At 67.0% G+C, this 20,809-nt stretch carries 21 protein-coding genes; 11 read left to right on the forward strand and 10 right to left on the reverse strand.

Annotation, left to right across the window (positions count from 1 at the left end; translation table 11 throughout):
- Window positions 1-216 precede the first annotated feature (216 nt).
- Window positions 217-564: an arsenate reductase (glutaredoxin) gene (gene arsC / locus AC1D1G_RS16520; RefSeq protein WP_477952930.1), complete on the reverse strand. Its 348-nt coding sequence runs from the start codon at window positions 562-564 to the stop codon at window positions 217-219.
- Between the two features lie 95 nt (window positions 565-659).
- Here arsC and AC1D1G_RS16525 point away from each other — a divergent pair, with 95 nt between their 5' ends.
- The 4 genes from AC1D1G_RS16525 (at window position 660) to AC1D1G_RS16540 (ending at window position 3,973) form a co-directional block, all read left to right on the forward strand.
- Entirely contained in the window at window positions 660-1,343 is a 684-nt protein-coding gene (locus AC1D1G_RS16525; RefSeq protein WP_477952931.1) for an NAD(P)H-binding protein, read from the forward strand.
- Window positions 1,344-1,406: 63 nt separating this feature from the next.
- On the forward strand, window positions 1,407-1,769 hold the full coding sequence (locus AC1D1G_RS16530; RefSeq protein ID WP_009478913.1) for a GntR family transcriptional regulator: 363 nt from the start codon (window positions 1,407-1,409) through the stop codon (window positions 1,767-1,769).
- Window positions 1,770-1,819: 50 nt separating this feature from the next.
- Window positions 1,820-2,251 carry a DoxX family protein gene (locus AC1D1G_RS16535; protein WP_280781372.1) on the forward strand — a complete coding sequence of 144 codons (432 nt, stop codon included), beginning with the start codon at window positions 1,820-1,822 and terminating at the stop codon, window positions 2,249-2,251.
- Between the two features lie 90 nt (window positions 2,252-2,341).
- Entirely contained in the window at window positions 2,342-3,973 is a 1,632-nt protein-coding gene (locus AC1D1G_RS16540; RefSeq protein WP_411194575.1) for a BCCT family transporter, read from the forward strand.
- 89 nt (window positions 3,974-4,062) lie between these two features.
- Here AC1D1G_RS16540 and AC1D1G_RS16545 read toward each other — a convergent pair whose 3' ends face one another.
- Complete coding sequence (locus AC1D1G_RS16545; protein ID WP_477952958.1) at window positions 4,063-5,571, reverse strand: dolichyl-phosphate-mannose--protein mannosyltransferase; 1,509 nt, start codon at window positions 5,569-5,571, stop codon at window positions 4,063-4,065.
- Window positions 5,572-5,645: 74 nt separating this feature from the next.
- On the opposite strand from AC1D1G_RS16545, the gene rsmI reads away from it, so the two are divergent.
- Window positions 5,646-6,476, forward strand: coding sequence for a 16S rRNA (cytidine(1402)-2'-O)-methyltransferase (gene rsmI / locus AC1D1G_RS16550; protein ID WP_477952933.1), 831 nt, complete (start codon window positions 5,646-5,648; stop codon window positions 6,474-6,476).
- 14 nt (window positions 6,477-6,490) lie between these two features.
- Here rsmI and AC1D1G_RS16555 read toward each other — a convergent pair whose 3' ends face one another.
- The 4 genes from AC1D1G_RS16555 to AC1D1G_RS16570 all read right to left on the reverse strand — a co-directional run bounded on the left by AC1D1G_RS16555 (window position 6,491) and on the right by AC1D1G_RS16570 (window position 11,336).
- Window positions 6,491-7,726, reverse strand: a complete 1,236-nt coding sequence (locus AC1D1G_RS16555) for a DUF2786 domain-containing protein (protein WP_477952934.1) — start codon at window positions 7,724-7,726, stop codon at window positions 6,491-6,493.
- A complete protein-coding gene (locus AC1D1G_RS16560) occupies window positions 7,723-8,112 on the reverse strand; it encodes a zinc ribbon domain-containing protein (protein WP_477952935.1) in 390 nt (129 codons plus the stop codon). The genes AC1D1G_RS16555 and AC1D1G_RS16560 overlap by 4 nt, the downstream gene beginning before the upstream one ends.
- Window positions 8,113-8,829: 717 nt before the next feature.
- Window positions 8,830-10,389 carry a methionine--tRNA ligase gene (gene metG, locus AC1D1G_RS16565; RefSeq protein ID WP_477952936.1) on the reverse strand — a complete coding sequence of 520 codons (1,560 nt, stop codon included), beginning with the start codon at window positions 10,387-10,389 and terminating at the stop codon, window positions 8,830-8,832.
- A 53-nt stretch (window positions 10,390-10,442) separates the two neighbouring features.
- On the reverse strand, window positions 10,443-11,336 hold the full coding sequence (locus AC1D1G_RS16570) for an SDR family oxidoreductase (RefSeq protein WP_477952937.1): 894 nt from the start codon (window positions 11,334-11,336) through the stop codon (window positions 10,443-10,445).
- Window positions 11,337-11,371: 35 nt separating this feature from the next.
- On the opposite strand from AC1D1G_RS16570, the gene AC1D1G_RS16575 reads away from it, so the two are divergent.
- Both AC1D1G_RS16575 and AC1D1G_RS16580 read left to right on the forward strand, forming a co-directional pair.
- Complete coding sequence (locus AC1D1G_RS16575; RefSeq protein ID WP_477952938.1) at window positions 11,372-12,214, forward strand: TatD family hydrolase; 843 nt, start codon at window positions 11,372-11,374, stop codon at window positions 12,212-12,214.
- Between the two features lie 138 nt (window positions 12,215-12,352).
- Entirely contained in the window at window positions 12,353-12,793 is a 441-nt protein-coding gene (locus tag AC1D1G_RS16580; RefSeq protein ID WP_477952959.1) for a DoxX family protein, read from the forward strand.
- Window positions 12,794-12,842: 49 nt separating this feature from the next.
- Here AC1D1G_RS16580 and AC1D1G_RS16585 read toward each other — a convergent pair whose 3' ends face one another.
- Together AC1D1G_RS16585 and AC1D1G_RS16590 are read right to left on the reverse strand one after the other, a co-directional pair.
- Complete coding sequence (locus AC1D1G_RS16585; protein ID WP_202714949.1) at window positions 12,843-13,613, reverse strand: amino acid ABC transporter ATP-binding protein; 771 nt, start codon at window positions 13,611-13,613, stop codon at window positions 12,843-12,845.
- A complete protein-coding gene (locus AC1D1G_RS16590) occupies window positions 13,610-15,079 on the reverse strand; it encodes an amino acid ABC transporter substrate-binding protein/permease (RefSeq protein WP_477952939.1) in 1,470 nt (489 codons plus the stop codon). The genes AC1D1G_RS16585 and AC1D1G_RS16590 overlap by 4 nt, the downstream gene beginning before the upstream one ends.
- Before the next feature lie 241 nt (window positions 15,080-15,320).
- On the opposite strand from AC1D1G_RS16590, the gene AC1D1G_RS16595 reads away from it, so the two are divergent.
- The 4 genes from AC1D1G_RS16595 (at window position 15,321) to AC1D1G_RS16610 (ending at window position 19,176) form a co-directional block, all read left to right on the forward strand.
- The gene (locus AC1D1G_RS16595; RefSeq protein ID WP_280781379.1) at window positions 15,321-16,436 is read left to right on the forward strand and encodes a resuscitation-promoting factor; all 1,116 of its coding nucleotides are present in this window, start codon (window positions 15,321-15,323) and stop codon (window positions 16,434-16,436) included.
- 22 nt (window positions 16,437-16,458) lie between these two features.
- The gene (locus AC1D1G_RS16600; protein WP_283354016.1) at window positions 16,459-17,586 is read left to right on the forward strand and encodes a resuscitation-promoting factor; all 1,128 of its coding nucleotides are present in this window, start codon (window positions 16,459-16,461) and stop codon (window positions 17,584-17,586) included.
- A gap of 10 nt (window positions 17,587-17,596) precedes the next feature.
- The gene (rsmA, locus tag AC1D1G_RS16605) at window positions 17,597-18,487 is read left to right on the forward strand and encodes a 16S rRNA (adenine(1518)-N(6)/adenine(1519)-N(6))-dimethyltransferase RsmA (RefSeq protein WP_283354017.1); all 891 of its coding nucleotides are present in this window, start codon (window positions 17,597-17,599) and stop codon (window positions 18,485-18,487) included.
- Window positions 18,488-18,972: 485 nt separating this feature from the next.
- Complete coding sequence (locus AC1D1G_RS16610) at window positions 18,973-19,176, forward strand: cold-shock protein (protein ID WP_477952941.1); 204 nt, start codon at window positions 18,973-18,975, stop codon at window positions 19,174-19,176.
- 89 nt (window positions 19,177-19,265) lie between these two features.
- Here the strand turns inward: AC1D1G_RS16610 and AC1D1G_RS16615 are convergent, their stop codons facing one another.
- Both AC1D1G_RS16615 and AC1D1G_RS16620 read right to left on the reverse strand, forming a co-directional pair.
- A complete protein-coding gene (locus AC1D1G_RS16615; RefSeq protein WP_164059208.1) occupies window positions 19,266-19,700 on the reverse strand; it encodes a hypothetical protein in 435 nt (144 codons plus the stop codon).
- 106 nt (window positions 19,701-19,806) lie between these two features.
- Entirely contained in the window at window positions 19,807-20,775 is a 969-nt protein-coding gene (locus tag AC1D1G_RS16620; RefSeq protein ID WP_283331602.1) for a helix-turn-helix transcriptional regulator, read from the reverse strand.
- Window positions 20,776-20,809 lie beyond the last annotated feature (34 nt).

Consider the following 20,809-nt stretch of genomic DNA (forward strand, 5'->3'; position numbering starts at 1 on the left):
CGATCACCGTCTTTTCGACACCCAACACCTGACGCCATATCCTGGCTTCGCGCACGCCGTTCTCCACACATGTAGCCGACTGACCCTAGACAAGCCAGAACGCTACTGGGAGAACGGCGTGCGCCCTCAGCAGGACCGGTATTCACCCACGCTCACAGCAGTAGAGCCCCTTTTTGGTTGCTCCTACTACCAGAAAGGCGCACGAGCGCGCAGCGCCTAGAGGACCTCGCGGACCTTCTCGGCCGGGCGGGCGAGGACGGTGCCCTTGTCCGTCACTACGATGGGCCGCTCGATGAGGATGGGGTTGTCCACCATCGCCTCCAGCAGTTGGTCCTCCGACGCCTCGGCGAGCCCGAGTTCCTTGAAGGCGGTCTCCTTCTTGCGGACCGCCTCACTCGGCTTCAGCCCGGCGTCGTCGAGTAGTTTGCGCAACCCGTCCCGAGAGGGCGGGGTCTCGAGGTACTTCACGACGGTCGGTTCGATGCCCGCGTCCCGGATCAGTCCGAGGACGGTGCGGGACGTGTTGCATCGCTGGTTGTGGTAGATGGTCGCGGTGTTCGCCATACCCGACATTCTGCACCGGGGAACAAACCTGCCCGCAGGGAGCGCTGAACCAGGGTAGTAACTCGTGAATAGTCGACGAAAGAGGGAGATCGATCATGGCCGAGCACAGGGACGCGACTCCGCGGCGCATCGTCATCGCGGGTGGGCACGGGAAGATCGCCCGTCACCTCATCAAGATTCTCACCGCGCGCGGTGACCGCGCGGTCGCGCTGATCCGCAACCCCGATCACGAGCATGAGGTGGCGGCGCTCGGCGCCGAACCGGTGGTGATCGATCTGGAGACGGCGAACGCGGACGACGTCGCGAAGACGCTCGTCGGTGCGGACGCCGCGGTCTTCGCCGCGGGCGCAGGCCCGGGCAGCGGCATCGCCCGCAAGGACACCGTCGATCGCGGGGCCGCGGTTCTCCTCGCGGACGCCGCCGAGAAGGCGGGAACGCGGCGATTCGTCCAGATCAGTTCGTTCGGGGCGGGGGAGCCGATCCCCGAGGGCACCGACGAGGTGTTCGCGGCCTACCTCGTCGCGAAGACGGCCGCCGAGGAAGACCTGCGCGCCCGCACCCACCTCGATTGGACGATTCTCCGCCCGGGCGGTCTGCTCGACGACGACCCGACGGGTCACGTCACGCTCACTGCGCCTCCCCTCGAGCGCGGCACCGTCCCGCGCGCCGACGTCGCCGCAGTGGTCGCGGCGCTCCTCGACCATCCGAACACTGCGAAGAAGACGCTGATGCTGACATCCGGCCCGACACCGATCGAGGAGGCCGTCGCCGCGGTGTAAGCATTGCGGCGCCGCAACCGCGCAACTACGGTCTGATACAACGCGTGGAACAACGGAGGTGGCGTGGACATCGACATCGATCCGGATTCGTCGACCGCCCCGTTCGATCAGTTGCGATTGCAGATCATCGAGCAGGTGCGCAGTGGGCAACTGATCGCGGGAACGAAGATTCCCACGGTCCGCGCGCTCGCCGTCGAGGTGGGTCTGGCCCCGAACACGGTGGCCAAGGCGTACCGGGAACTCGGCGAGCAGGGTGTCATCGAAACCCGGGGCAAGCAGGGCACGTTCATCGCGAGCGGCGGTGACCCCATTCGCGCCGGGGCCGAGAAGGCCGCAACACGGTATGTGCAGGACCTGCGGAAGCTGGGGGTGTCCGACGAGGAGATCCTCGGCTTCGTGCAGTCCGCTCTCCGCGGCGCCGAATGAGGACGGCGCCGCATCCAGAAGGTGTGACCCCAGAAAGGTAGACGCTCGGTATGGCTTCCGCACTCTTCCGCGACCTCGCATTACTGATTGCCCGTATCGGACTCGGCGTCGTCTTCGTCGCGCACGGCTGGCAGAAGTTCTTCGACTACGGAGTGAAGGCCACACAGGCGTCGTTCGCCGACATGGGCGTCCCGCTTCCCGACATTTCGGCTGTTGCGGCCGCCACTATCGAACTCGCGGGTGGATTTGCTCTCATCGTGGGGGTGGCCACACCGATCGCCGGAATCCTGCTGTTTCTCAACATGCTCGGAGCGCTGATTCTGGTACACGCGGACAAGGGCGTCTTCGTCGCGAACGGCGGGTACGAACTCGTCGTCGCACTCGGCGTCGGGTCGCTGCTTCTCGCTGTGATCGGTGCCGGACGCCTCAGCATCGACGGGCTTCTCGGAAGAGGCTCGGGATGGGGAAAAACCGCAGCGTAACGATGCCGTAGGCTGGGTCTCGATTCGGTGTGAAGCGATGGGCTAGCTTGCTTTTACCATCAAAAATGACCAACGTAGTTGTTCATGGCAATGAATACTGATCTGCCTGATCAAGGTTCCGAGACCGCCGACGCGAGCGTCGGCGGAGGGCTCAAACGGGTCGGTGTTCGCACCGACCGCGTCGTGTTCTCCGCCGCTGCCGCCGCGGTCTCGGCAATCGTCGTCTGGGGGCTCGTGGCCCCCGACAATCTCGACTCCACGACCGGCAAGGCACTCGGCTGGCTGGTTACCGACATGGGCTGGTTGTTCGTCCTGTCGGCGTCCGGATTCGTCCTCTTCTCACTGTGGCTCGCGTTCAGCAAGTTCGGTCACATCCCGCTCGGCAAGGACGGCGAGAAGCCCGAGTTCCGGACGGTCAGCTGGATCGCGATGATGTTCAGCGCCGGCATGGGCATCGGACTGATGTTCTTCGGTGTCGCCGAACCGCTCGCGCACTACGTGACACCCCCTCCGGGTTCAAGCGGGGGCATCGGAACTGCGATGGCCACCACCATGTTCCACTGGAGCCTGCACCCCTGGGCGATGTACGCGGTTGTCGGACTGTCGATCGCGTACGGCTCGTATCGCAAGGGTCGCAAGCAGCTGTTCAGCTCCGCCTTCATCCCGCTGCTCGGCCGCCGCGCGGAGGGGCCGATCGGGAAGTTCATCGACGTCCTCGCGATCTTCGCGACGCTGTTCGGCACCGCCGCTTCGCTGGGCCTCGGCGCACTGCAGATCGGGTCCGGTTTCCAGGTCGTCGGGTGGATGTCGGAGGTCAGCACGTTCCTGCTGGTCGCCATTGTCGCCCTGCTGACCCTCGCGTTCGTGGCGTCCGCCGTGTCGGGTGTCGCCAAGGGCATCCAGTGGCTCTCCAACACCAACATGGTGCTCGCCGTCATCTTGGCCCTGTTCGTGTTCGTCGTGGGACCGACGGTCCTGATCCTCAACCTGCTGCCCACGACGATCGGCGCCTACGCCGCGCAGCTTGCGCAGATGTCGGCCCGCACGGGAGCGTCGTCCGATCCGGCGACCGGCGAATGGTTGTCCTCGTGGACCATCTTCTACTGGGCGTGGTGGATCTCCTGGACCCCGTTCGTCGGCATGTTCCTGGCACGCATCAGCCGCGGCCGGACCATCCGCCAGTTCGTGGTCGGCGTGATCGTGGTGCCGAGCGCCGTGAGCCTCGTGTGGTTCGCGATCTTCGGTGGTGCCGGGATCAGCGAGCAGCGTGACGGAATCGACCTCGCAGGGCAGGACACCCAGGAGGGGCAGCTGTTCGGCATGCTCGACCACCTGCCGCTCACCGGCATCACGACCGTCTTGGTGATGATCCTCGTCGGGATCTTCTTCGTCTCCGGCGCCGACGCCGCATCGATGGTGATGGGCACCCTGTCGCAGCGCGGTTCGCTGGAACCGCAGCGCTGGGTGGTCGTGTTCTGGGGTGTGCTCACCGGTGGCGTGGCCGCGCTCATTCTGTGGACCGGCGGCGACACCGCGCTGGACGGACTGCAGACGATGACGATCATCGCCGCGGCGCCGTTCGTCCTCGTGATGATCGGGTTGTGTTTCTCGCTCTACAAGGATCTGTCCCGCGACCAGATGATCGTCGACGGCCGGGAAATGCGGAGAGAGATGCGGAGAGTGGCGGCCAAACGTCGTCGCGACCGGATCTCGTCCCGCTAGAGAAACAGTCTGCGAGCCGCTCGGTGTCCCACGGGACCCGGGCGGCTCGACTCATTCCGGGGTCAGCGCCGGCTGGGATAATTCCGGGGTCAGCGCCAGCTGGGGAGCCACAGTTGGTGCTGCCACGTGTCCGGGGTGATCGGGACGGCCGTGAGGATCGGCCACAACCAGATGAAGTTGGCGACCACGAGCCCCACATAGAGGCAGACGGCGAGCAGGCCCGTGGTGCGCCGTTCGAGCGACGCCTTCGCGCTTCCCAGGATGTCGCCCAGGACCAGCGCGATACCCATCACCATGAACGGCGCCAGCGCCACCGCATAGAAGTAGTACATCTGGCGGTCCAGGGTGGTCAGCCACGGCAGGAACGCGGCGCCGTAGGCGGTGAGGACGGTGGCGTACCGCCAGTCCTTCCGCGCCACGGTCTGCCACAGCGCCCACGCGAGCATCGGCAGTGCCAGCCACCACATCGCGGGCGTCCCGATGAGCATGACGGCCTTGACGCAACTCGACGCGCCGCAGCCGGTGACGTGATCACCTTCGGCGAAGTAGTACAGCATCGGGCGCAGACCCATCGGCCACGTCCACGGCTTCGACTCCCACGGGTGATGATTGCCCGCCGAATTGGTGAGGCCTTCGTGGAACTGCAGGACGTTGCCGCTGTAGTACCACAGCGACCGGAGCGCGCCCGGCACGAACGACCAGGTGCCGCCCGTCCCGATCTCGTTGCCCACGGCATGCCGGTCCACACCCGTCTCGCTGGCGAACCACGCCCAGTAGCTGGCGAGGTACACGAACAGCGGCACGACGACCAGCGCATACAGCGCCGGGCCCACGTCGCGGACGCCGGCACCGAACCACGGTCGCCGCACCCCGTAGGCGCGCCGGGCCGACACGTCGAATGCGACGCTCAGAAGTCCGAAGAACACGATGAAGTAGATGCCCGACCATTTGGTGCCGCACGCCAGACCCAGCATGATCCCCGCGCCGAACCGCCACCAGCGCACCCCGAGTCGCGGACCCCAGTCGCTGTCGCCGATCCGGCCCTCGTCGTACACGCGGGCCATCCGCTCGCGGACCTGGTCGCGGTCCACCACCAGGCAGCCCAGAGCGGCGACCGCGAACACCGCAAGGAAGATGTCGAGCATGCCGAGCCGGGACGAGACGAACGTGACGCCGTCCGCAACCAGCAGGATCCCGGCGAGGCCGCCGATCAGAGTCGATCGGGTGAGCCGGCGGACGATGCGGATCACCAGCAGGACCATGATCGTGCCGGCCACGGCGGAGGCGAAACGCCAGCCCCAGCCGTTGTAGCCGAAGATCGCCTCGCCCATCGCAATCAGCTGTTTGCCGATGGGCGGATGCACCACCAGTCCGTAGCCGGGGTTGTCCTCGAGCCAGCCGCCGGTGAGCACCTGCCAGCCCTGCGGCGCGTAATGCTTCTCGTCGAACACGGGAGTGCCCGCGTCGGTCGGGTAACCGAGCATCGTGAACCGGGTGATCGCCGCGATCGCCGTGACGAACAGAGTGACCACCCAGCCACGGGCGCGGTCGACGGGACCGAAGTCGGGGGGCGGCACGAGCGGCGCCGGTCCGACCATGGACGGCTGTCGTGCGGAGGGCGTCGGTCGCTCGTCCGTCAGCATCGTCACGCCGCAATCGTAGGCTGTGGGTCATGACTGGTCGCCTAGTGCTCGCCGCAACACCGATGGGGGACGTGGGTGACGCCTCGCCGAGGCTGCGTACGGCGCTCGGGACGGCCGACGTCGTCGCCGCCGAGGACACCCGCCGCACCAAAGCGCTCGCCTCCGCTCTCGACGTGACGATCACCGGCAAGGTCGTCAGCTTCTACGACCAGGTCGAGACGGCCCGGCTGCCCGCACTCGTCGCCGACGTCGCATCCGGCAAGACCGTTCTCCTAGTCACCGACGCCGGCATGCCCTCCGTCAGCGACCCCGGGTACCGGCTGGTGTCGGCGTGCGTGGCCGAGGACCTGGCGGTGACGTGCCTGCCCGGACCGTCGGCGGTGACGACGGCGCTCGCGCTGTCCGGGCTGCCCGTCGAACGATTCTGCTTCGACGGCTTCCCGCCCCGGAAGCAGGGCCAGCGCAAGACGTGGTTGCAGGCCCTGATCGCCGAGCAACGCGCGTGCGTGTTCTTCGAGGCACCGCATCGGCTCGCCGACTGCCTGGCGGACGCGGTCGAGGTGCTCGGCGGAACCCGCCGCGCCGCCGTCTGCCGGGAACTGACCAAGACGTACGAGGAGGTCCGCCGCGGCACCCTCGCCGAACTCGCCGAGTGGGCCGCCGACGGTGTCCGCGGCGAGATCACGGTGGTGGTGGAGGGAGCCACCCTCGTCGCGTCCGACCCCGCCGACCTCGTCGACGAGGTGGAGCGACTCGTCGCGGACGGCACCCGGCTCAAGGATGCGTGCGCGCTCGTCGCCACCACCGGCGTGTCGAAGCGGGAACTCTACGAAACGGTGCTGGCCTCCCGGAAGGACTAGGCGGCCTGCGAGCGCTACCGCCGAAGGGCACGCTCCCCGGGAGCCAGCGACGCGTCGTCGGCGGCGGCCTGTCCGGCGTACCAGCCGTTGGCGTCGACGGCCCTGCCCCGTGCCTTTTTGGTACGCGGAAACAGGCGGTCGAACTCGGCGTCGACGGCCTCGGATTTGGTGGCCAGAATCGGCAGCAGATCGTCGACCGGGATCGACGCCTCGTCGGCGGCCTCGGCCGTGGCCCGGCTGTCGGCATCGCGCAACCGCTGCCCGATGCGGCTGGCGAAGCCCGCGAGGAAACCCTTCCGGAACGACGTGGTGCGTGAACCACTGCGACTGTCGGCGTCCGCGAATTGCATTGCGCGCGTCGCCTGCACGAGCAGCGAGGTAAACAGCATGTCGACCTGTTGCAGGTCGAAGGGGGTTCCGACCACGGTTGCGATGGCGAGGGAGCTGAACCACACGGTGCGTACCCGGTTGGAGTCACCGATCTCGGTGAGGAGGTGCACCTTCTCCTTGACGTACGGATTCTCCAGGTGGATGCGGCGACTGTGTACCGCCGTATTGCCCACCCCGTTCTGGGTGTGGAGGAGAGCGGCGTTGATCGCGTAGCGCGTCATCAATTCCTGCGCCTTCGCGGTGAAGATCTCCGCCTCCTCCGCGAACTCGGTGGCCTCGGCCTTCGCGAGCAGCCCGCGGATCCTGTTGAGCACCTTCGCGTCGGCCTCGGTCTCACCCGGCACGGCCACGGCCGGGTCGGCGACCCGCACGACGGGCCACGTCGACGGCGGGGGAGCGAGCACCGTCCAGCCGGGCAGATTCGTCCACGTCAGCGACAGGTCGGTGAGCTGGTAGACGGAGTGGTACGGGTCTTCGAACAGCAGCCCGGCCGCCAGCGCCCGAACGTCGGGACCGTCGACCGGCACCCGCCCCGCCAGGTGCGAGGCGCCCGGGTACTGCTCGCCGATGGTGCGGAGTTGCTCCACCCAGTCCCGCGGCGCCCGGTGCGCGGCCCGCGTGCGCTCCGCCTCGTGCAGCACCAGGGCCGCCGCCAGCGCCGCGTCGGACGGCTCCTTCGATCTCCGCGCCAGATGCACGACGTCGGCCGGCTGCCACCCACGCTCGTACGCGGCCGACAACTCACCCATCAGGGTGTGGACTGCCGTGGCGGCCTGGGGGCTCACTTCGTCGTCGAACACGCGCGCTCCGTTCCCGAATCCACCGTGAGGAGATCGAATGTATGTTCTATTCGGCGTCATGGGGAGAGTGTGCATGCGGGGTCCGACAACAACGGACCGTTCATGCTGAGTGTCGTTGTAGTGCACTCGGCATGAGTGTCCGGGTTACCCCGGCCACGTTCACCTCTGTGTGGTGTTCCCGCAGCGATACCGTCTGCCCGCCGGGCGGCGGGTCTTATGGCTGGTTTCTGTCGGGCGTCTTTTACGTCTCGTCCGCAACTCGCCGAAGACGCACCATCGTCAACAGCCGCTGCGAGTGCAGCGAGGTTGAGGGCGGCGTTGTGATCACGATCCGCGCGGAATCCGCACGCATCGTAGGTGAACACCCGAACCTTCAGGGGCAGTTTGGCTTTCACTGCCTGACAGTTCGAGCAGGTCTTACTCGACGGATACCAACGGTCCGCCACGTGCAGTCCGGTGGTCGACAGTCTCGTCCACCGTCGGGGCAGTGACGGGGGCAACCGGATTGACGAGCGCAGCGGTCGGCGTCACACCAGGACCGCCGCAGCAGCGGGACCGCGGCGTGCACCACGCCGCCCAGGTGCGGTCGACACTTCGGTCATATCGCGCACCACATCACCAAGCCCCCCGTCGTCGGTCAACATGAGCAGGGTACGACAAGGTGCCGACACGAACCCGAACCCGGACCGGACCTGGCGAGGCGGTCCCGATCCGCGACGGGCGATCGTCGACACCCACGGATCAGCCAGCAGCCCGCGAAGTCTCTGGTGCGTTCACGCCGGAAGCGATCGCGGTGAACGTCCTCGACATACACCCCCAGACCACGCTGTCCGCATCCGGTCACCACACGCTTCACCCGCCGTTCCAGATCGGCTACCGGTCAGAGGACGACACCGGCAATACACCACCACCGCACCCACAGAAACCCACCGACGCGGTGCCGACCGCCCGGAACCCGCCAGAATCGTGCCCGACGGCAACTGCCGAGCCTGGACCGGCAACGCCCCCGCGTGGAACCACACCAACGCGGCCCGATACCTCACGCCGCTCGCCGCCACCCAACCCTTCAACAATCACGGCACTAAATAACAATCACGGCACTAAAGAACACTGAACAACATCAAACGGCCAGGTCTCGCGAACTCTACGTAACCCCGCACGGATCAGTCCTCCACGTATCGCGGGAACACGCCCGACGGCGCCGGCAACGGGGTGCCCGCCACGATGCGCGTCGAAAGGTCGCTGAACTGCCGCGCATCGGCCTTCTGGCCCAGTAGGTCGAGGATCTTCTCCGCGGCGTGCGGCATCACCGGCTGCACGAGGATGCCGACGATCCGCACCACTTCGAGCGTCACGTACAACACCGTCGCCATCCGCTCCGGATCCGTCTTCCGCAGAACCCAGGGCTCCTGCTTGGAGAAGTACCGGTTGGTCTCGCCGAGAACCGACCAGATCCCCTCCAGCGCGAGATGCAGTGCCTGGACGTCGTATTCGGCGCGAACCCGCTCGAGCAGCGCATCCGCCTGCGCGAGCATCGCCGTGTCGTCCTCGGTCAGCTCGCCGGGGGTCGGGACCTGGGCGTCGCAGTTCTTCGCGACCATCGACAGCGACCGCTGCGCGAGGTTGCCGAGCTCGTTCGCCAGGTCGGCGTTGATCCGGGTGACGATGGCCTCGTGGCTGTAGCTGCCGTCCTGGCCGTAGGAGATCTCGCGGAGCAGGAAGAAGCGCACGGCGTCGAGGCCGTACTGCTCCACCATGGCGACGGGGTCGACGACGTTGCCGACCGACTTCGACATCTTCTCGCCCTTGTTGTAGAGGAATCCGTGCACGAAGACACGCTTCGGCAATTCGATTCCCGCCGACATCAGGAAGGCCGGCCAGTACACGGTGTGGAACCGGGTGATGTCCTTGCCGATGATGTGCAGGTTCGCCGGCCAGAACTTGCCGAACTGCTCGGAGTCGGTGTCCGGGTATCCGGCGCCGGTCAGGTAGTTGGTGAGCGCGTCCACCCACACGTACATCACGTGCTCGGGATGGTCGGGGACCGGAACGCCCCAGTCGAACGTCGTGCGGGAGATCGACAGGTCCTTCAGTCCGCCCTTGACGAAGCTGACGATCTCGTTGCGCCGCGTCGCGGGCGCGATGAAGTCGGGGTTCTCCTCGTACAGCCGGAGCAGCTTGTCCTGGTACTCGGACAGCTTGAAGAAGTACGTGGACTCCTCCGTCCACTCGACCGGGGTGCCCGTCTCGGTGGACAGGCGTGAACCGTCGTCCTGCAGGGTGGTCTCGGCCTCGGTGTAGAACGCCTCGTCGCGGACCGAGTACCAGCCCGAGTACGTGTCGAGGTAGATGTCGCCGTTGTCGAGCATCCTCCGCCAGATCGCCTTGCTGGCTTCTTCGTGATCGGCATCCGTGGTGCGGATGAACCGGTCGAAGGAGATGTTCAACGTCTTGTCCATGGCCTCGAACACGTCCGAGTTCCGCGCGGCGAGCTCACGGACGTCGATGCCTTCCTTGGCCGCCGTCTGCTGCATCTTCAGGCCGTGCTCGTCGGTTCCCGTCATGAAGTAGACGTCGAACCCGTCCAGACGCTTGAAGCGTGCGAGGGCGTCGGAGGAGATGTACTCGTAGGCGTGGCCGATGTGCGGAACGCCGTTCGGGTACGCGATCGCCGTCGTCAGATAGAAAGGTGGCCGCGAGGCGGTGGAATCAGCAGCATTCATGGTGCGACCACTCTATCTGCGCGCCGCCGTTTCGTGACGCGCAGATTCGGGTTCTAGGCCGGTCCGGCGCCGTCCTCGTCGATGACGGTGCGTGACTCGTACGCCGCGCGGGCCGACTTGTTCGTGGACCTGACCTGGTCGGGGACCATCCGGCGGATCGCGAAGTCGCGGGCGAACTGCGGAAAGACGGTGACGAGGCGCGCCAGCGGACCGACGTATCGGGGGATGGTGACCTCGAACCGGGGGCGGTGGATCACCGCGACGACGGCCTTCGCGACGTCGGCCGGTGTCAGCAGTTCTGCTGCGCCCGTCGCGGTGCCGGCCGCGAGTTCGGTGTCGACGACACCGGGCATGATCACCGAGATCTGCACGCCCGACCCGCGGAGCTCCTCGCGGACACCGGTCAGGTAGCCGAGCACGCCGTGTTTCGTCGCGGCATACGTCGACTCGCCGGGTGGTGCGACCTTCGACGCCAGCGACGCCACCGTGACGATCTGGCCGCGGCCGCGCGCACGCATGGCCGGCGCCGCCAGTCTCACCCCGCGGATGACGCCGTGCAGGTTCACGGCGAGCTGCCGATCCGTCGCGGACTCGGGTTCCTCGTCGAACCTCCCGACCCACATCACGCCCGCGTTGTTGACGAGTACGTCGATCGGGCCCCAGTGATCCTCGACGGCCGTGAGGAATGCCGCGAACGACGCGGTGTCGGTGACGTCCAGTTCGAGACCCTCCACCGTCCCGCCCGCCCGGCCGAGTTCGTCCGCCGTCCTTCGGGCGGCGGCGCCGTCGACGTCGCCGATCGCGACCCGGGCGCCGGCCAGCGCCAGCTGTCGGGCGATCTCCCGCCCGATTCCCCTCGCACCGCCGGTCACCGCGATCACGCGGCCGTTCATCGAGCTCGAAGTCATGGACACGGCTCCCTCCCCGTCGGGGAGAAAGTACCGCATGTGACACGTGCGGCGGCGGCGTCGACAATGTCCGCATGAGCAAAGACCGTCCCGCCCCGGAAGCCCCTGCGCCGCTGTTCCCGCTCGTCGACTCGCACACCCACCTCGACGCGTGTGGTGCCTCGGACGCAACGAGCGTCACGGCGATCGTCGACCGGGCCGCCGCGGTCGGGGTGGAGCGGGTGGTCACGGTGGCCGACGACCTGGCGGCCGCGCAGTTCGCCGTCGACGCGGCGCACTGGGATCCTCGCGTCTACGCGGCCGTGGCCATCCACCCGACCCGGGCGAACGTGCTCGACGACGCGACCCGGGCGGAGATCGAGCGACTGGCCGGTGATCCCCGGGTGGTCGCGGTGGGGGAGACGGGACTCGACTTCTACTGGCCCGGGAAACTCGACGGCTGCGCCACGGTCCCCGAACAGACCGAGGGCTTCCGCTGGCACATCGACCTCGCGAAGCGGCTCGGCAAGACGCTGATGATCCACAACCGGGAGGCCGACCAGGCGCTGCTGCAGGTGCTGCGCGAGGAGGGCGCGCCGGAGACGGTGATCTTCCACTGCTTCTCCTCGGACGCCGAGATGGCGCGCGAGTGCGTCGACGCCGGTTACGTCCTCAGCTTCTCCGGCACCGTCAGCTTCAAGAACGCGAAGGCCTTGCGGGAGGCGGCCCCACTGGTGCCGTCGGATCAGCTGATCGTCGAGACGGATGCGCCGTTCCTCACCCCGCACCCGTTCCGGGGCGCTCCCAACGAGCCGTACTGCCTCCCGTACACGGTCCGGGCGCTCGCCGAGATCCGTGGCGAGGATCCGGACGACCTGGCGAAGGCGTCCACCGCGACCGCCGAGCGCGTGTAYGGCCTCCGGCCCGTGAGTGGTTAGCGAGTCCCTGGAATCGTCGAGCGCGCACGGGGCCGAAGGCCCTATGTTGAAGTTTCAAGTTAGACAATTTAGGATCGTTGCTTGTTCAACTAACGGTCGTCCCGGTCGCGCGGGGACACCACGATGAAAGGCACATCCATGAACAACCCCGCAGTTCGAAGCCTGGGAATCCTCGTCGCCCGCGTGGGCATCGGCATCATCTTCCTCGCCCACGGCTGGCAGAAGGCCTTCACCAACGGACTCGACGCCACGACCGCCGGCTTCGAGGCCATGGGAGTTCCGCTTCCCGGCATCTCGGCGTTCCTCGCGACGTGGATCGAGCTGATCGGCGGAATCGCACTCATCGTCGGGGCGGCCGTCCCGATCTTCGGCATCCTGCTCTTCCTCGACATGGTCGGCGCCTTCTTCCTCGTGCACGTCGACAAGGGAATCTTCGCCAGCGAGGGCGGCTACGAGCTGGTGCTGGCGCTCGGCGTCGGCTCGCTGCTGCTCGCCGTCGTCGGATCGGGCCGGTTCGGCGTCGACGGACTGCTCGGCCACAAGGTGCCGTGGGCGGCGAAGGAACGCGCCACCGTCTGACCCCATGTGAGTGGCGAAGCGTCCCCCGGCACGCTTCGCCACTCACGTGTCAGAGGACCTTGTTCAGGAAGTCCTGCGTACGGGACTGCTGCGGGTCGCCGAAGATCTGCTCCGGAGTTCCCTCCTCCACCACGTAGCCGTCGGCCATGAAGATCACCCGGTCGGACACCTCGCGGGCGAAGCCCATCTCGTGCGTGACCACGACCATCGTCATGCCGCCCTTCGCGAGGTCGCGCAGAACCTGCAGTACCTCGCCCACCATCTCGGGGTCCAGCGCGCTGGTGGCCTCGTCGAACAGCATGATGTCCGGGTTCATCGCCAGGGCCCGCGCGATCGCGACGCGCTGCTTCTGCCCACCGGACAGGTTCGCCGGTTTCGCGTCCGCCTTCTCCGCCAACCCGACCTGCTCGAGCAGCCGGACCGCCGTCGCCCGCGCCTCGTCCTTGGAGGCCCGCTTGGTCTGCACGGGCGCGAGCATCACGTTCTCGATCGCGGTCATGTGCGGGAACAGGTTGAAGTGCTGGAAGACCATACCGATGTGCTGACGCACCCGGTCGATGTCGATCTTCTTGTCGCTCACGTCGAACCCGTCGACCACGACCTTGCCGTCCGTGATGTCCTCGAGCCGGTTGAGGCAGCGCAGGAACGTGCTCTTGCCGGAGCCCGACGGCCCGATCACGCAGACCACTTCACCGCTCGCGATGTCGACGTCGAGGCCCTTGAGGACCTCGTTGTCGCCGAACGACTTCTTCAGGCCCTTCACCCGGATCTTCGGGTCGGCGGTCTCGGCCTTGTTCTCTGTCACCGGTGTCTCGGTCACTTGTTGATCCTCTTCTCGAGCCGGTTCGACAGCTTCGTCAACGCCATGATGATGATGAAATACATCACGCCGATGATCAGCCACATGTTGAAGGACTGGAAGTTGCGGGCGATGATGATCCGCCCGGTCTGAGTGAGCTCGGCGAGCCCGATCACGGACAGGATCGACGTGTCCTTCAGCGTGATCACGAACTGGTTGATGTACGAGGGGATCATCGTCCGCACGGCCTGCGGCATCACGACCTTCTGCATCGACTTCAGGTAGCTGATGCCGAGGCTCCGCGACGCTTCCATCTGGCCCTTGTCGACGGACAGGATGCCGCCGCGCACGATCTCGGCCATGTACGCGCCTGCGTTGAGGCTCAGCGTGATGATGCCCGCCGTGAACGCCGACATCTGGAAGTCCAGCGCCGCCGGGATGCCGAAGTAGATGAAGAACGCCTGCACCAGCAGCGGGGTGCCGCGGAACACGTCGACGTAGGTGGTGCCGATGCCGCGCAGGACGATGTTGGTCGACACCCGGAACAATCCGAAGATCGCGCCGAGGACGAGCGCGATGGCGATCGAGACCAYGGTCAGGACGATCGTGAGCCACAGGCCCTCGAGCAGCAGCGGGTAGGTGCTCTTGATCAGGCCCAGGATCGAGTTGTCGTCGTCGGATGCGTCCGAGTTGAGGTAGGTGTCGAGAATCTCGTCGTACTGGCCGCTGGCCTTCAGGTTGGCGAGCCCGGTGTTGAACTCTTGCAGGAGCTGAGCGTTCTGGCCCTTCGCGACGGCGAACCCGTAGCTGGCGCCGGGGACCTTGTCGGTGACCGTCTTGAAGCCGTTGCCCTGCTTGATGCCGTAGGCGAGGACGGGGTAGTCCTCGAACACGGCCGCCGAGTTACCCGTGCGGACCTCGTCGAACATGCTCGACGAGTCGGCGAAGTACTTGGTGGTGAAGCCGTACTGGTCCTTGATGGACTCCGCGTACGTGGCGCCCTCGGTGCCGTTCTTGACCGCGACGGACTTGCCGCGCAGGTCCTCGTACGAGGTGACCGAGTCGTTGCTCTCGAGCACGCCCATCTGCACGCCCGACTCGAAGTACGGATCGGAGAAGTCGAACGTCGCCTTGCGGGCGTCGGTGATCGACATGCCGGCGATCATGCCGTTGGCTTGACCGCCGGTGACCGCCTGGAGTGCGGCGTCGAATCCGACGGGGTTGACCTGGTAGGTGAACCCCTGGTCCTCGGCGATTGCGGCGAGAAGGTCCATGTCGATCCCGACGAGCTTGCCGCTCTCGTCCTGGAACTCGAACGGGGCGAACGTGATGTCGGTGGCGATCGTGTAGTTGTTGCCCGGTGCGGGCTCTTGTGCGCCGGCGAGGCCGGGCGCGACGAGTGTGACGAGCAGCGTCAGCGCGGCGATCACCGCGGGCACTCTCGGACGTCTGACGAGTCTCAGAAGTCGATCGGATCTGCTGCGCACGGAACCCCAGCTTTCTCAGTCAGTAGTGCCCGGTCGCTTCCGGGCTTCTTGGTGCATGTCGCAAGATACTGCGTTTCGCGCGTGGTCCGGACCAGAAGCAATCCTTCGCAGTGAAGTGAAAACTGTCCCCGATCTCAACCTTTTCGTGATCTCGCACGCAGGTCGTAGCGGCAAAGTTGCCAGACCATCGCCGATTCGTTACCGTACCGTGATCAAACCTTCGCCAGCCTTGGGATTTCATGTGTCGCCTTTAGCCAGAATCAACAACGCCAAATCGCCCCTTCTCTACGTAGTCGTCGCGGCACTGCTCGCGACGCTCGTCGTGGGCGGTGCGCTGGCAGTGGCGCGGCACAAGACCGTCACGCTCGACGTCGACGGCGAGACCATCTCGCTCGGCACGATGGCCTCCGACGTCGGCGGCGCGCTCGACGACGCCGGATACACCGTCAGCGAGCGTGACGCGGTCGCCCCCGCGGCCGACGCGTCGCTCTCCGACGGCGACACCGTGGTGCTGCGACGTGCCCGCGAGATCGACCTCACGGTCGACGGGCAGCCGAAGACCGTGTGGACCACCGCCCTCACCGTCGACGACGCACTGAAGCAGTTCGAACTCGCCGACGACGTCCACGTCTCGGCGTCCCGCTCCGAGCGCCTGCCGCTGGAAGGCACCGCGCTCGAGGTCGTCAACGCCAAGCTCGTCAAGGTCGCCGACGGCGGCGCACCGCTCACGGACGTCCGACTGGCAGCCCCCACCGTGGGTGAGCTCCTCGCGGCCAACGGCGCCCCGCTCGAGCAGGCCGACACCGTCGTTCCGCCCGCCGACGCCCCCGTCGTCGAAGGCGCCGAGATCCACGTGACCCGCGACCGCACCGAGACCCGCACCGAGACGCTGCCCATCGCGCCGCCCGAGAACCGCGTCGAGGATCCCGCGCTCGACAAGGGCAAGACCGTTGTCGAGAACCCCGGGGTCCCCGGCGAGCGCACCGTCACCGCATCCGTGAAGACCGTCAACGGTGTCGAGGCCGGACGCCAGGAGCTCAGCTCTCAGGTGCTCCGCGAGCCCGCGCCGGCATTGGTCAAGGTCGGTGTGAAGGAACTCGCCATCTCCAACGCTTCCACCTGGGATTCGATCGCGCACTGCGAGGCCACCGGCAACTGGGCCATCAACACCGGCAACGGATTCTTCGGCGGACTGCAGTTCACCCAGAGCACCTGGGAGGCGTTCGGCGGAAGCCAGTACGCCGCCCGCGCCGACCTCGCATCCCGCGAACAGCAGATCTCCGTCGCCGAGAAGGTCCAGGCGGCACAGGGCTGGGGCGCATGGCCCTCCTGCACCAGCAAGCTCGGACTCCGCTGACGGTCTGAAGTAAAGGAACACGATGTCGCCCTTCGCGAAGATCAACTCGGCTCGCTCGCCGCTGCTCTACACCGTGGTGGCCCTGCTTCTCGCCACACTGATCGCAGGCGGAGTGATGGCCGTGGTCCGGCACAAGACCGTCACCCTCGACGTGGACGGCGAGAAGATCTCGCTGAGCACCATGACCACGAACGTCGACGCCGCCCTGTCCGACGCCGGGTACTCGATCAGCGACCGCGACGTCGTGGCACCGGAACGCGACGCGAGCCTGTCCGACGGGGACACCGTGGTGCTGCGCCGCGCGCGTGAAGTGTCCCTGACGGTGGACGGTCAGCCCAAGACGGTGTGGACCACCGCGCTCACCGTCGAGGACGCGCTGAAGCAGTTCGAACTCGGCGAGGACGTGCACGTCTCCGCGTCCCGTTCGCAGCGACTTCCGCTCGACGGTGCAGCGCTCGATGTGCTCAATCCGCTCGTCGTCACGCTCGCCGACGGCGCGCTGCCGGTCACCGACGTGCGCATGGCCGCACCGACGGTCGGGGAGTTCCTCGCCGCACACGGCGCGCCCCTCGAGCAGGCCGACACCGTCGTCCCGGCCGCGGACACTCCGCTGACCGACGGCATGGCCGTGACCGTCACCCGTGACCGCACCGAGACGAAGGTCGAGACGTTGCCGCTGGCTCCGGAGGAGCAGCGCATCGAGGACCCGACGATGAACCAGAGTCGCACCGTGCTCGAGAACCCGGGAGTGCCCGGCCTCCAGGACGTCACGTTCGCGGTCAACACCGTCAACGGCAGGGAAGTCGGACGCAACCAGGTGTCCGCGACGGTCACGACGCCGGCGCAGCCGAAGGTGATCCGCGTCGGCGCGAAGCCGGGCACCGAGGTGCCGCCAGTCGAGAACGGTTCGGTCTGGGACGCGCTCGCGCAGTGCGAGGCCACCGGCAACTGGGCCATCAACACCGGCAACGGATTCTTCGGCGGCGTCCAGTTCGACCAGAACACGTGGGAGCGCCAAGGCGGCCTCAAGTACGCGCCGCGCGCCGACCTCGCCACCCGCGAGGAGCAGATCGCCGTCGCGTCGCAGACGCAGAAGACACAGGGCTGGGGAGCGTGGCCGTCGTGCTCGGGCAGGCTCGGCGTGCGTTAAAGTTCGGCTGGTGTCCGAAGCCGAAGTACCCCCCGTCGCTCGAGGTCAGGCCGCACTGCTCGGCCCCGCCGAGGTGCGTGCGTTAGCCGAGGAGTTCGGCGTGCGCCCCACCAAGCAGCTGGGGCAGAACTTCGTGCACGACGCCAACACGGTGCGCCGCATCGTCGCCACCGCGGGCGTGGGACGCGAGGACACGGTCCTCGAGGTCGGCCCCGGGCTCGGCTCGCTCACGTTGGCGCTGCTCGATGTCGTCGACAAGGTGATCGCCGTCGAGATCGACCCCAACCTCGCGGCGCGACTCCCGGTCACCGTCGCCGACCGGGCTCCGGAACTCGCGGACCGGCTGACCGTGGTCGGCGCGGACGCGATGCGGGTCAAGCCGTCCGAGATCCCCGGTGAGCCCACGGCTCTCGTCGCGAATCTGCCGTACAACGTTGCGGTGCCGGTGCTGCTGCACCTGTTCTCCGAAATTCCCAGTCTCCGAACCGCTCTGGTGATGGTGCAGGCCGAGGTGGCCGACCGGTTGGCGGCGTCCCCGGGCAGCAAGATCTACGGTGTGCCGAGCGTGAAGGCCAATTTCTTCGGCGCCGTGCGACGCGCGGGCGCCGTCGGGCGCGCGGTGTTCTGGCCCGTGCCGAAGGTCGAGTCGGGTCTCGTGCGCATCGACCGGTACGCCGAACCGCCGTGGCCCGTCGACGACGCACACCGCCGCCGTGTGTTCGCCGTCATCGATGCGGCGTTCGCTCAGCGCCGCAAGACTTTACGAGCCGCGCTCAGCGGTTGGGCCGGTTCGCCCGCGGAGGCGGAGCGGCGACTGCGCGAGGCCGGCATCGCACCGTCCGCCCGCGGTGAGACCCTCGACGCGGCGGCCTTCGTGCGTCTCGCCGCCACCCAGCCGTGAGTACTTGTTAACCGCGGGACGTTAATAAGTACTCACAGGGGGAATCCCACGGTCATCGGCATCCCGCCGTTCTCGACGGTGCAGGGTCAGGCGTGGCCGGTTCCGGGACGACCGGGGATGGCGCTCGTCCGCTCGAATGCCACCGGCAGCGGGACCGTCGTGGTGTCGGTGACGGGGGCGTCACCGTCCTGCCCGGTCAGGGTGCGCCGTGGGCCCCGGACGGGATCGTGGCGCCCGTTGCTCCCGGTGTGTACGCCAATTTCATCCCCTGACCTGCGCGAGTTCGGCCCGGGGGAGACAACCGACCGGATATGTGGTTCACTATTGGAGGTCGTAAGTTTTGTGTTTGTGTTTCCCACGCTCGCAAATCGATGGTTGCGAGCGTTTGGACGTCCTCCACAGGAATTGTCATAGACGGTCGTGTTCAATGACCCAGGTAACCGAGCCGGTTGCTTGAAGAAGTTACTGTGTTAGAGGAGATTTACATGGCAGAGGGCATCGTGAAGTGGTTCAACTCCGAGAAGGGGTTCGGCTTCATCGCCCCCGAGGATGGCAGCGCTGACGTGTTCGTCCATTACTCGGAGATCCAGAGCGGCGGCTTCCGCACGCTCGAGGAGAATCAGCGCGTTTCGTTCGAGATCGGCYAGGGCAACAAGGGCCCGCAGGCCACCGGCGTCACCCTGATCTGAGAACGGCCATGACTTCCCGGTTCGCCGGGACATGACGTTCGAGCAAGGCCCCACTCGTCAGAGTGGGGCCTTGACTCGTTTCGGTCCGGCTACGCCGACCGCAGGTGAGCGGCCTGATACCCGAGATTCATGGCGCAGACGAGCCAGAGTTGCAGCGCGGAATTCTCCGACGGACCGAACAGCCCGATCACCGCAGCGGCTCCGAGTGCAGCGGCGACGAAGAACGTGGCCGTGCCGAGCGCCCGCCGGGGCCTCGACGAGAAGATCACCACACCCGTGACGAAGAGCGCCCACAGTGTGGTGGCGAGGATGGTCGTGGCGACGAACCAGGCCGTCGAATACCTGCTCGGCCACGTCCACGGCTGGGTTCCGTTGTCGAGGGTGCACACGAACGCCAATGAGAACGCCATGATCACCACCGTCGCGCCCCCGAGCGCCAGATGGCCCCCGACGAGCACCTTCCCGACTGTTCCCGTCCCCGCAGGCGCCCGCGCGCGCCCCTCCTCGACAATCGTGTGCTGCATCCCCGACTACCCCGACCTTTCCTTGTCGTCACCTGGTTGGACGCCGCGCAGGACCGTTCGGTTCCACGGATTTTCGGTCCGCGGTGACGGCTGAACGGCGTCTCGGTCAGGCGTTACCGTAGCGGTCGGCGAAGAGGCGGTGACGCTCACCCACCCGTCGGCACTCTTCGCGCAGCTCAGGAGGGTCGAGGACGGTGAAGTCGACGCCGAATGCGCTGAGCCAGTTGGCTATCGACGGCACGGAGTCGCCGCCGAGCGCCACTGCGCATCGTCCGTCGGGCATTTCTTCGAGTGTTCCCCAGTCTTCGTGGACCAGGGCCGCCATCTCGTCGATCGACGCGTGCAGCAGTACCCGTGCGCGGATCCGGGTGACGGCGCGGTTGATGCCGCGTGCGACGAATTCGGCGGCGCCGCCGGGCGGTAGTTCGCGGGGTGCGAACCGCGGTCCCGTCGGGATCTTGGGTGTCAGGCGGTCCATGCGGAACGACCGCCAGTCGGCGCGCGTGAGGTCCCAGGCGACGAGGTACCAGCGCAGACCGGATCGGACGAGACGGTACGGCTCCACTTCCCGTCGGCTCTCGGTGCCGTCGTGGGTGCTGTAGTCGAATCGGAGTCGTTCGTGGTTGTGGCACACGGAGGCGACGGCCGACAGGACCTGCGCGTCGACGGCGCTCTTTGCGGGCTCGCGGTGGACCACGTCGACCTGCAGCGCCTCGAGACGGTGTCGCAGCCGGGACGGCATCACCTGCCGGAGTTTGGTGAGCGCTCGCATCGACGCCTCCCCGATGCCCACCACGGACCCGGTCGCGCCGGATTGCAGGCCGAGTGCGACGGCCAGGACTTCTTCGTCGTCGAGGAGCAGGGGCGGCATTTCCGCGCCCGCGCCGAGTTGGTAGCCACCGCCCACCCCGACGGTCGCGTCGACGGGGTACCCGAGGTCGCGGAGTTTCTCCACGTCTCGCCGGACCGTGCGTGGGGTGATGCCGAGTCGGTCGGCGAGTTCTGCCCCGGACCAGTCCTTTCGGGTCTGGAGCAGCGACAGCAGCCGGAGGAGTCGTGCCGAAGTTTCCCGCATGCGTCCCAGAATGCCATCGATAGAGGACATCTTC

The sequence above is a fragment of the Rhodococcus sp. P3_B8 genome (genome assembly GCF_056402775.1).

Coding starts and splice junctions, on each gene's coding strand:
- arsC (WP_477952930.1), bottom strand. CDS start 564: ATGGCGAACACCGCGACCATCTACCACAACCAGCGATGCAACACGTCC.
- AC1D1G_RS16525 (WP_477952931.1), top strand. CDS start 660: ATGGCCGAGCACAGGGACGCGACTCCGCGGCGCATCGTCATCGCGGGT.
- AC1D1G_RS16535 (WP_280781372.1), top strand. CDS start 1,820: ATGGCTTCCGCACTCTTCCGCGACCTCGCATTACTGATTGCCCGTATC.
- AC1D1G_RS16540 (WP_411194575.1), top strand. CDS start 2,342: ATGAATACTGATCTGCCTGATCAAGGTTCCGAGACCGCCGACGCGAGC.
- AC1D1G_RS16545 (WP_477952958.1), bottom strand. CDS start 5,571: ATGGTCGGACCGGCGCCGCTCGTGCCGCCCCCCGACTTCGGTCCCGTC.
- rsmI (WP_477952933.1), top strand. CDS start 5,646: ATGACTGGTCGCCTAGTGCTCGCCGCAACACCGATGGGGGACGTGGGT.
- AC1D1G_RS16555 (WP_477952934.1), bottom strand. CDS start 7,726: ATGACGCCGAATAGAACATACATTCGATCTCCTCACGGTGGATTCGGG.
- metG (WP_477952936.1), bottom strand. CDS start 10,389: ATGAATGCTGCTGATTCCACCGCCTCGCGGCCACCTTTCTATCTGACG.
- AC1D1G_RS16570 (WP_477952937.1), bottom strand. CDS start 11,336: ATGCGGTACTTTCTCCCCGACGGGGAGGGAGCCGTGTCCATGACTTCG.
- AC1D1G_RS16580 (WP_477952959.1), top strand. CDS start 12,353: ATGAACAACCCCGCAGTTCGAAGCCTGGGAATCCTCGTCGCCCGCGTG.
- AC1D1G_RS16600 (WP_283354016.1), top strand. CDS start 16,459: ATGTCGCCCTTCGCGAAGATCAACTCGGCTCGCTCGCCGCTGCTCTAC.
- AC1D1G_RS16615 (WP_164059208.1), bottom strand. CDS start 19,700: ATGCAGCACACGATTGTCGAGGAGGGGCGCGCGCGGGCGCCTGCGGGG.
- AC1D1G_RS16620 (WP_283331602.1), bottom strand. CDS start 20,775: ATGCGGGAAACTTCGGCACGACTCCTCCGGCTGCTGTCGCTGCTCCAG.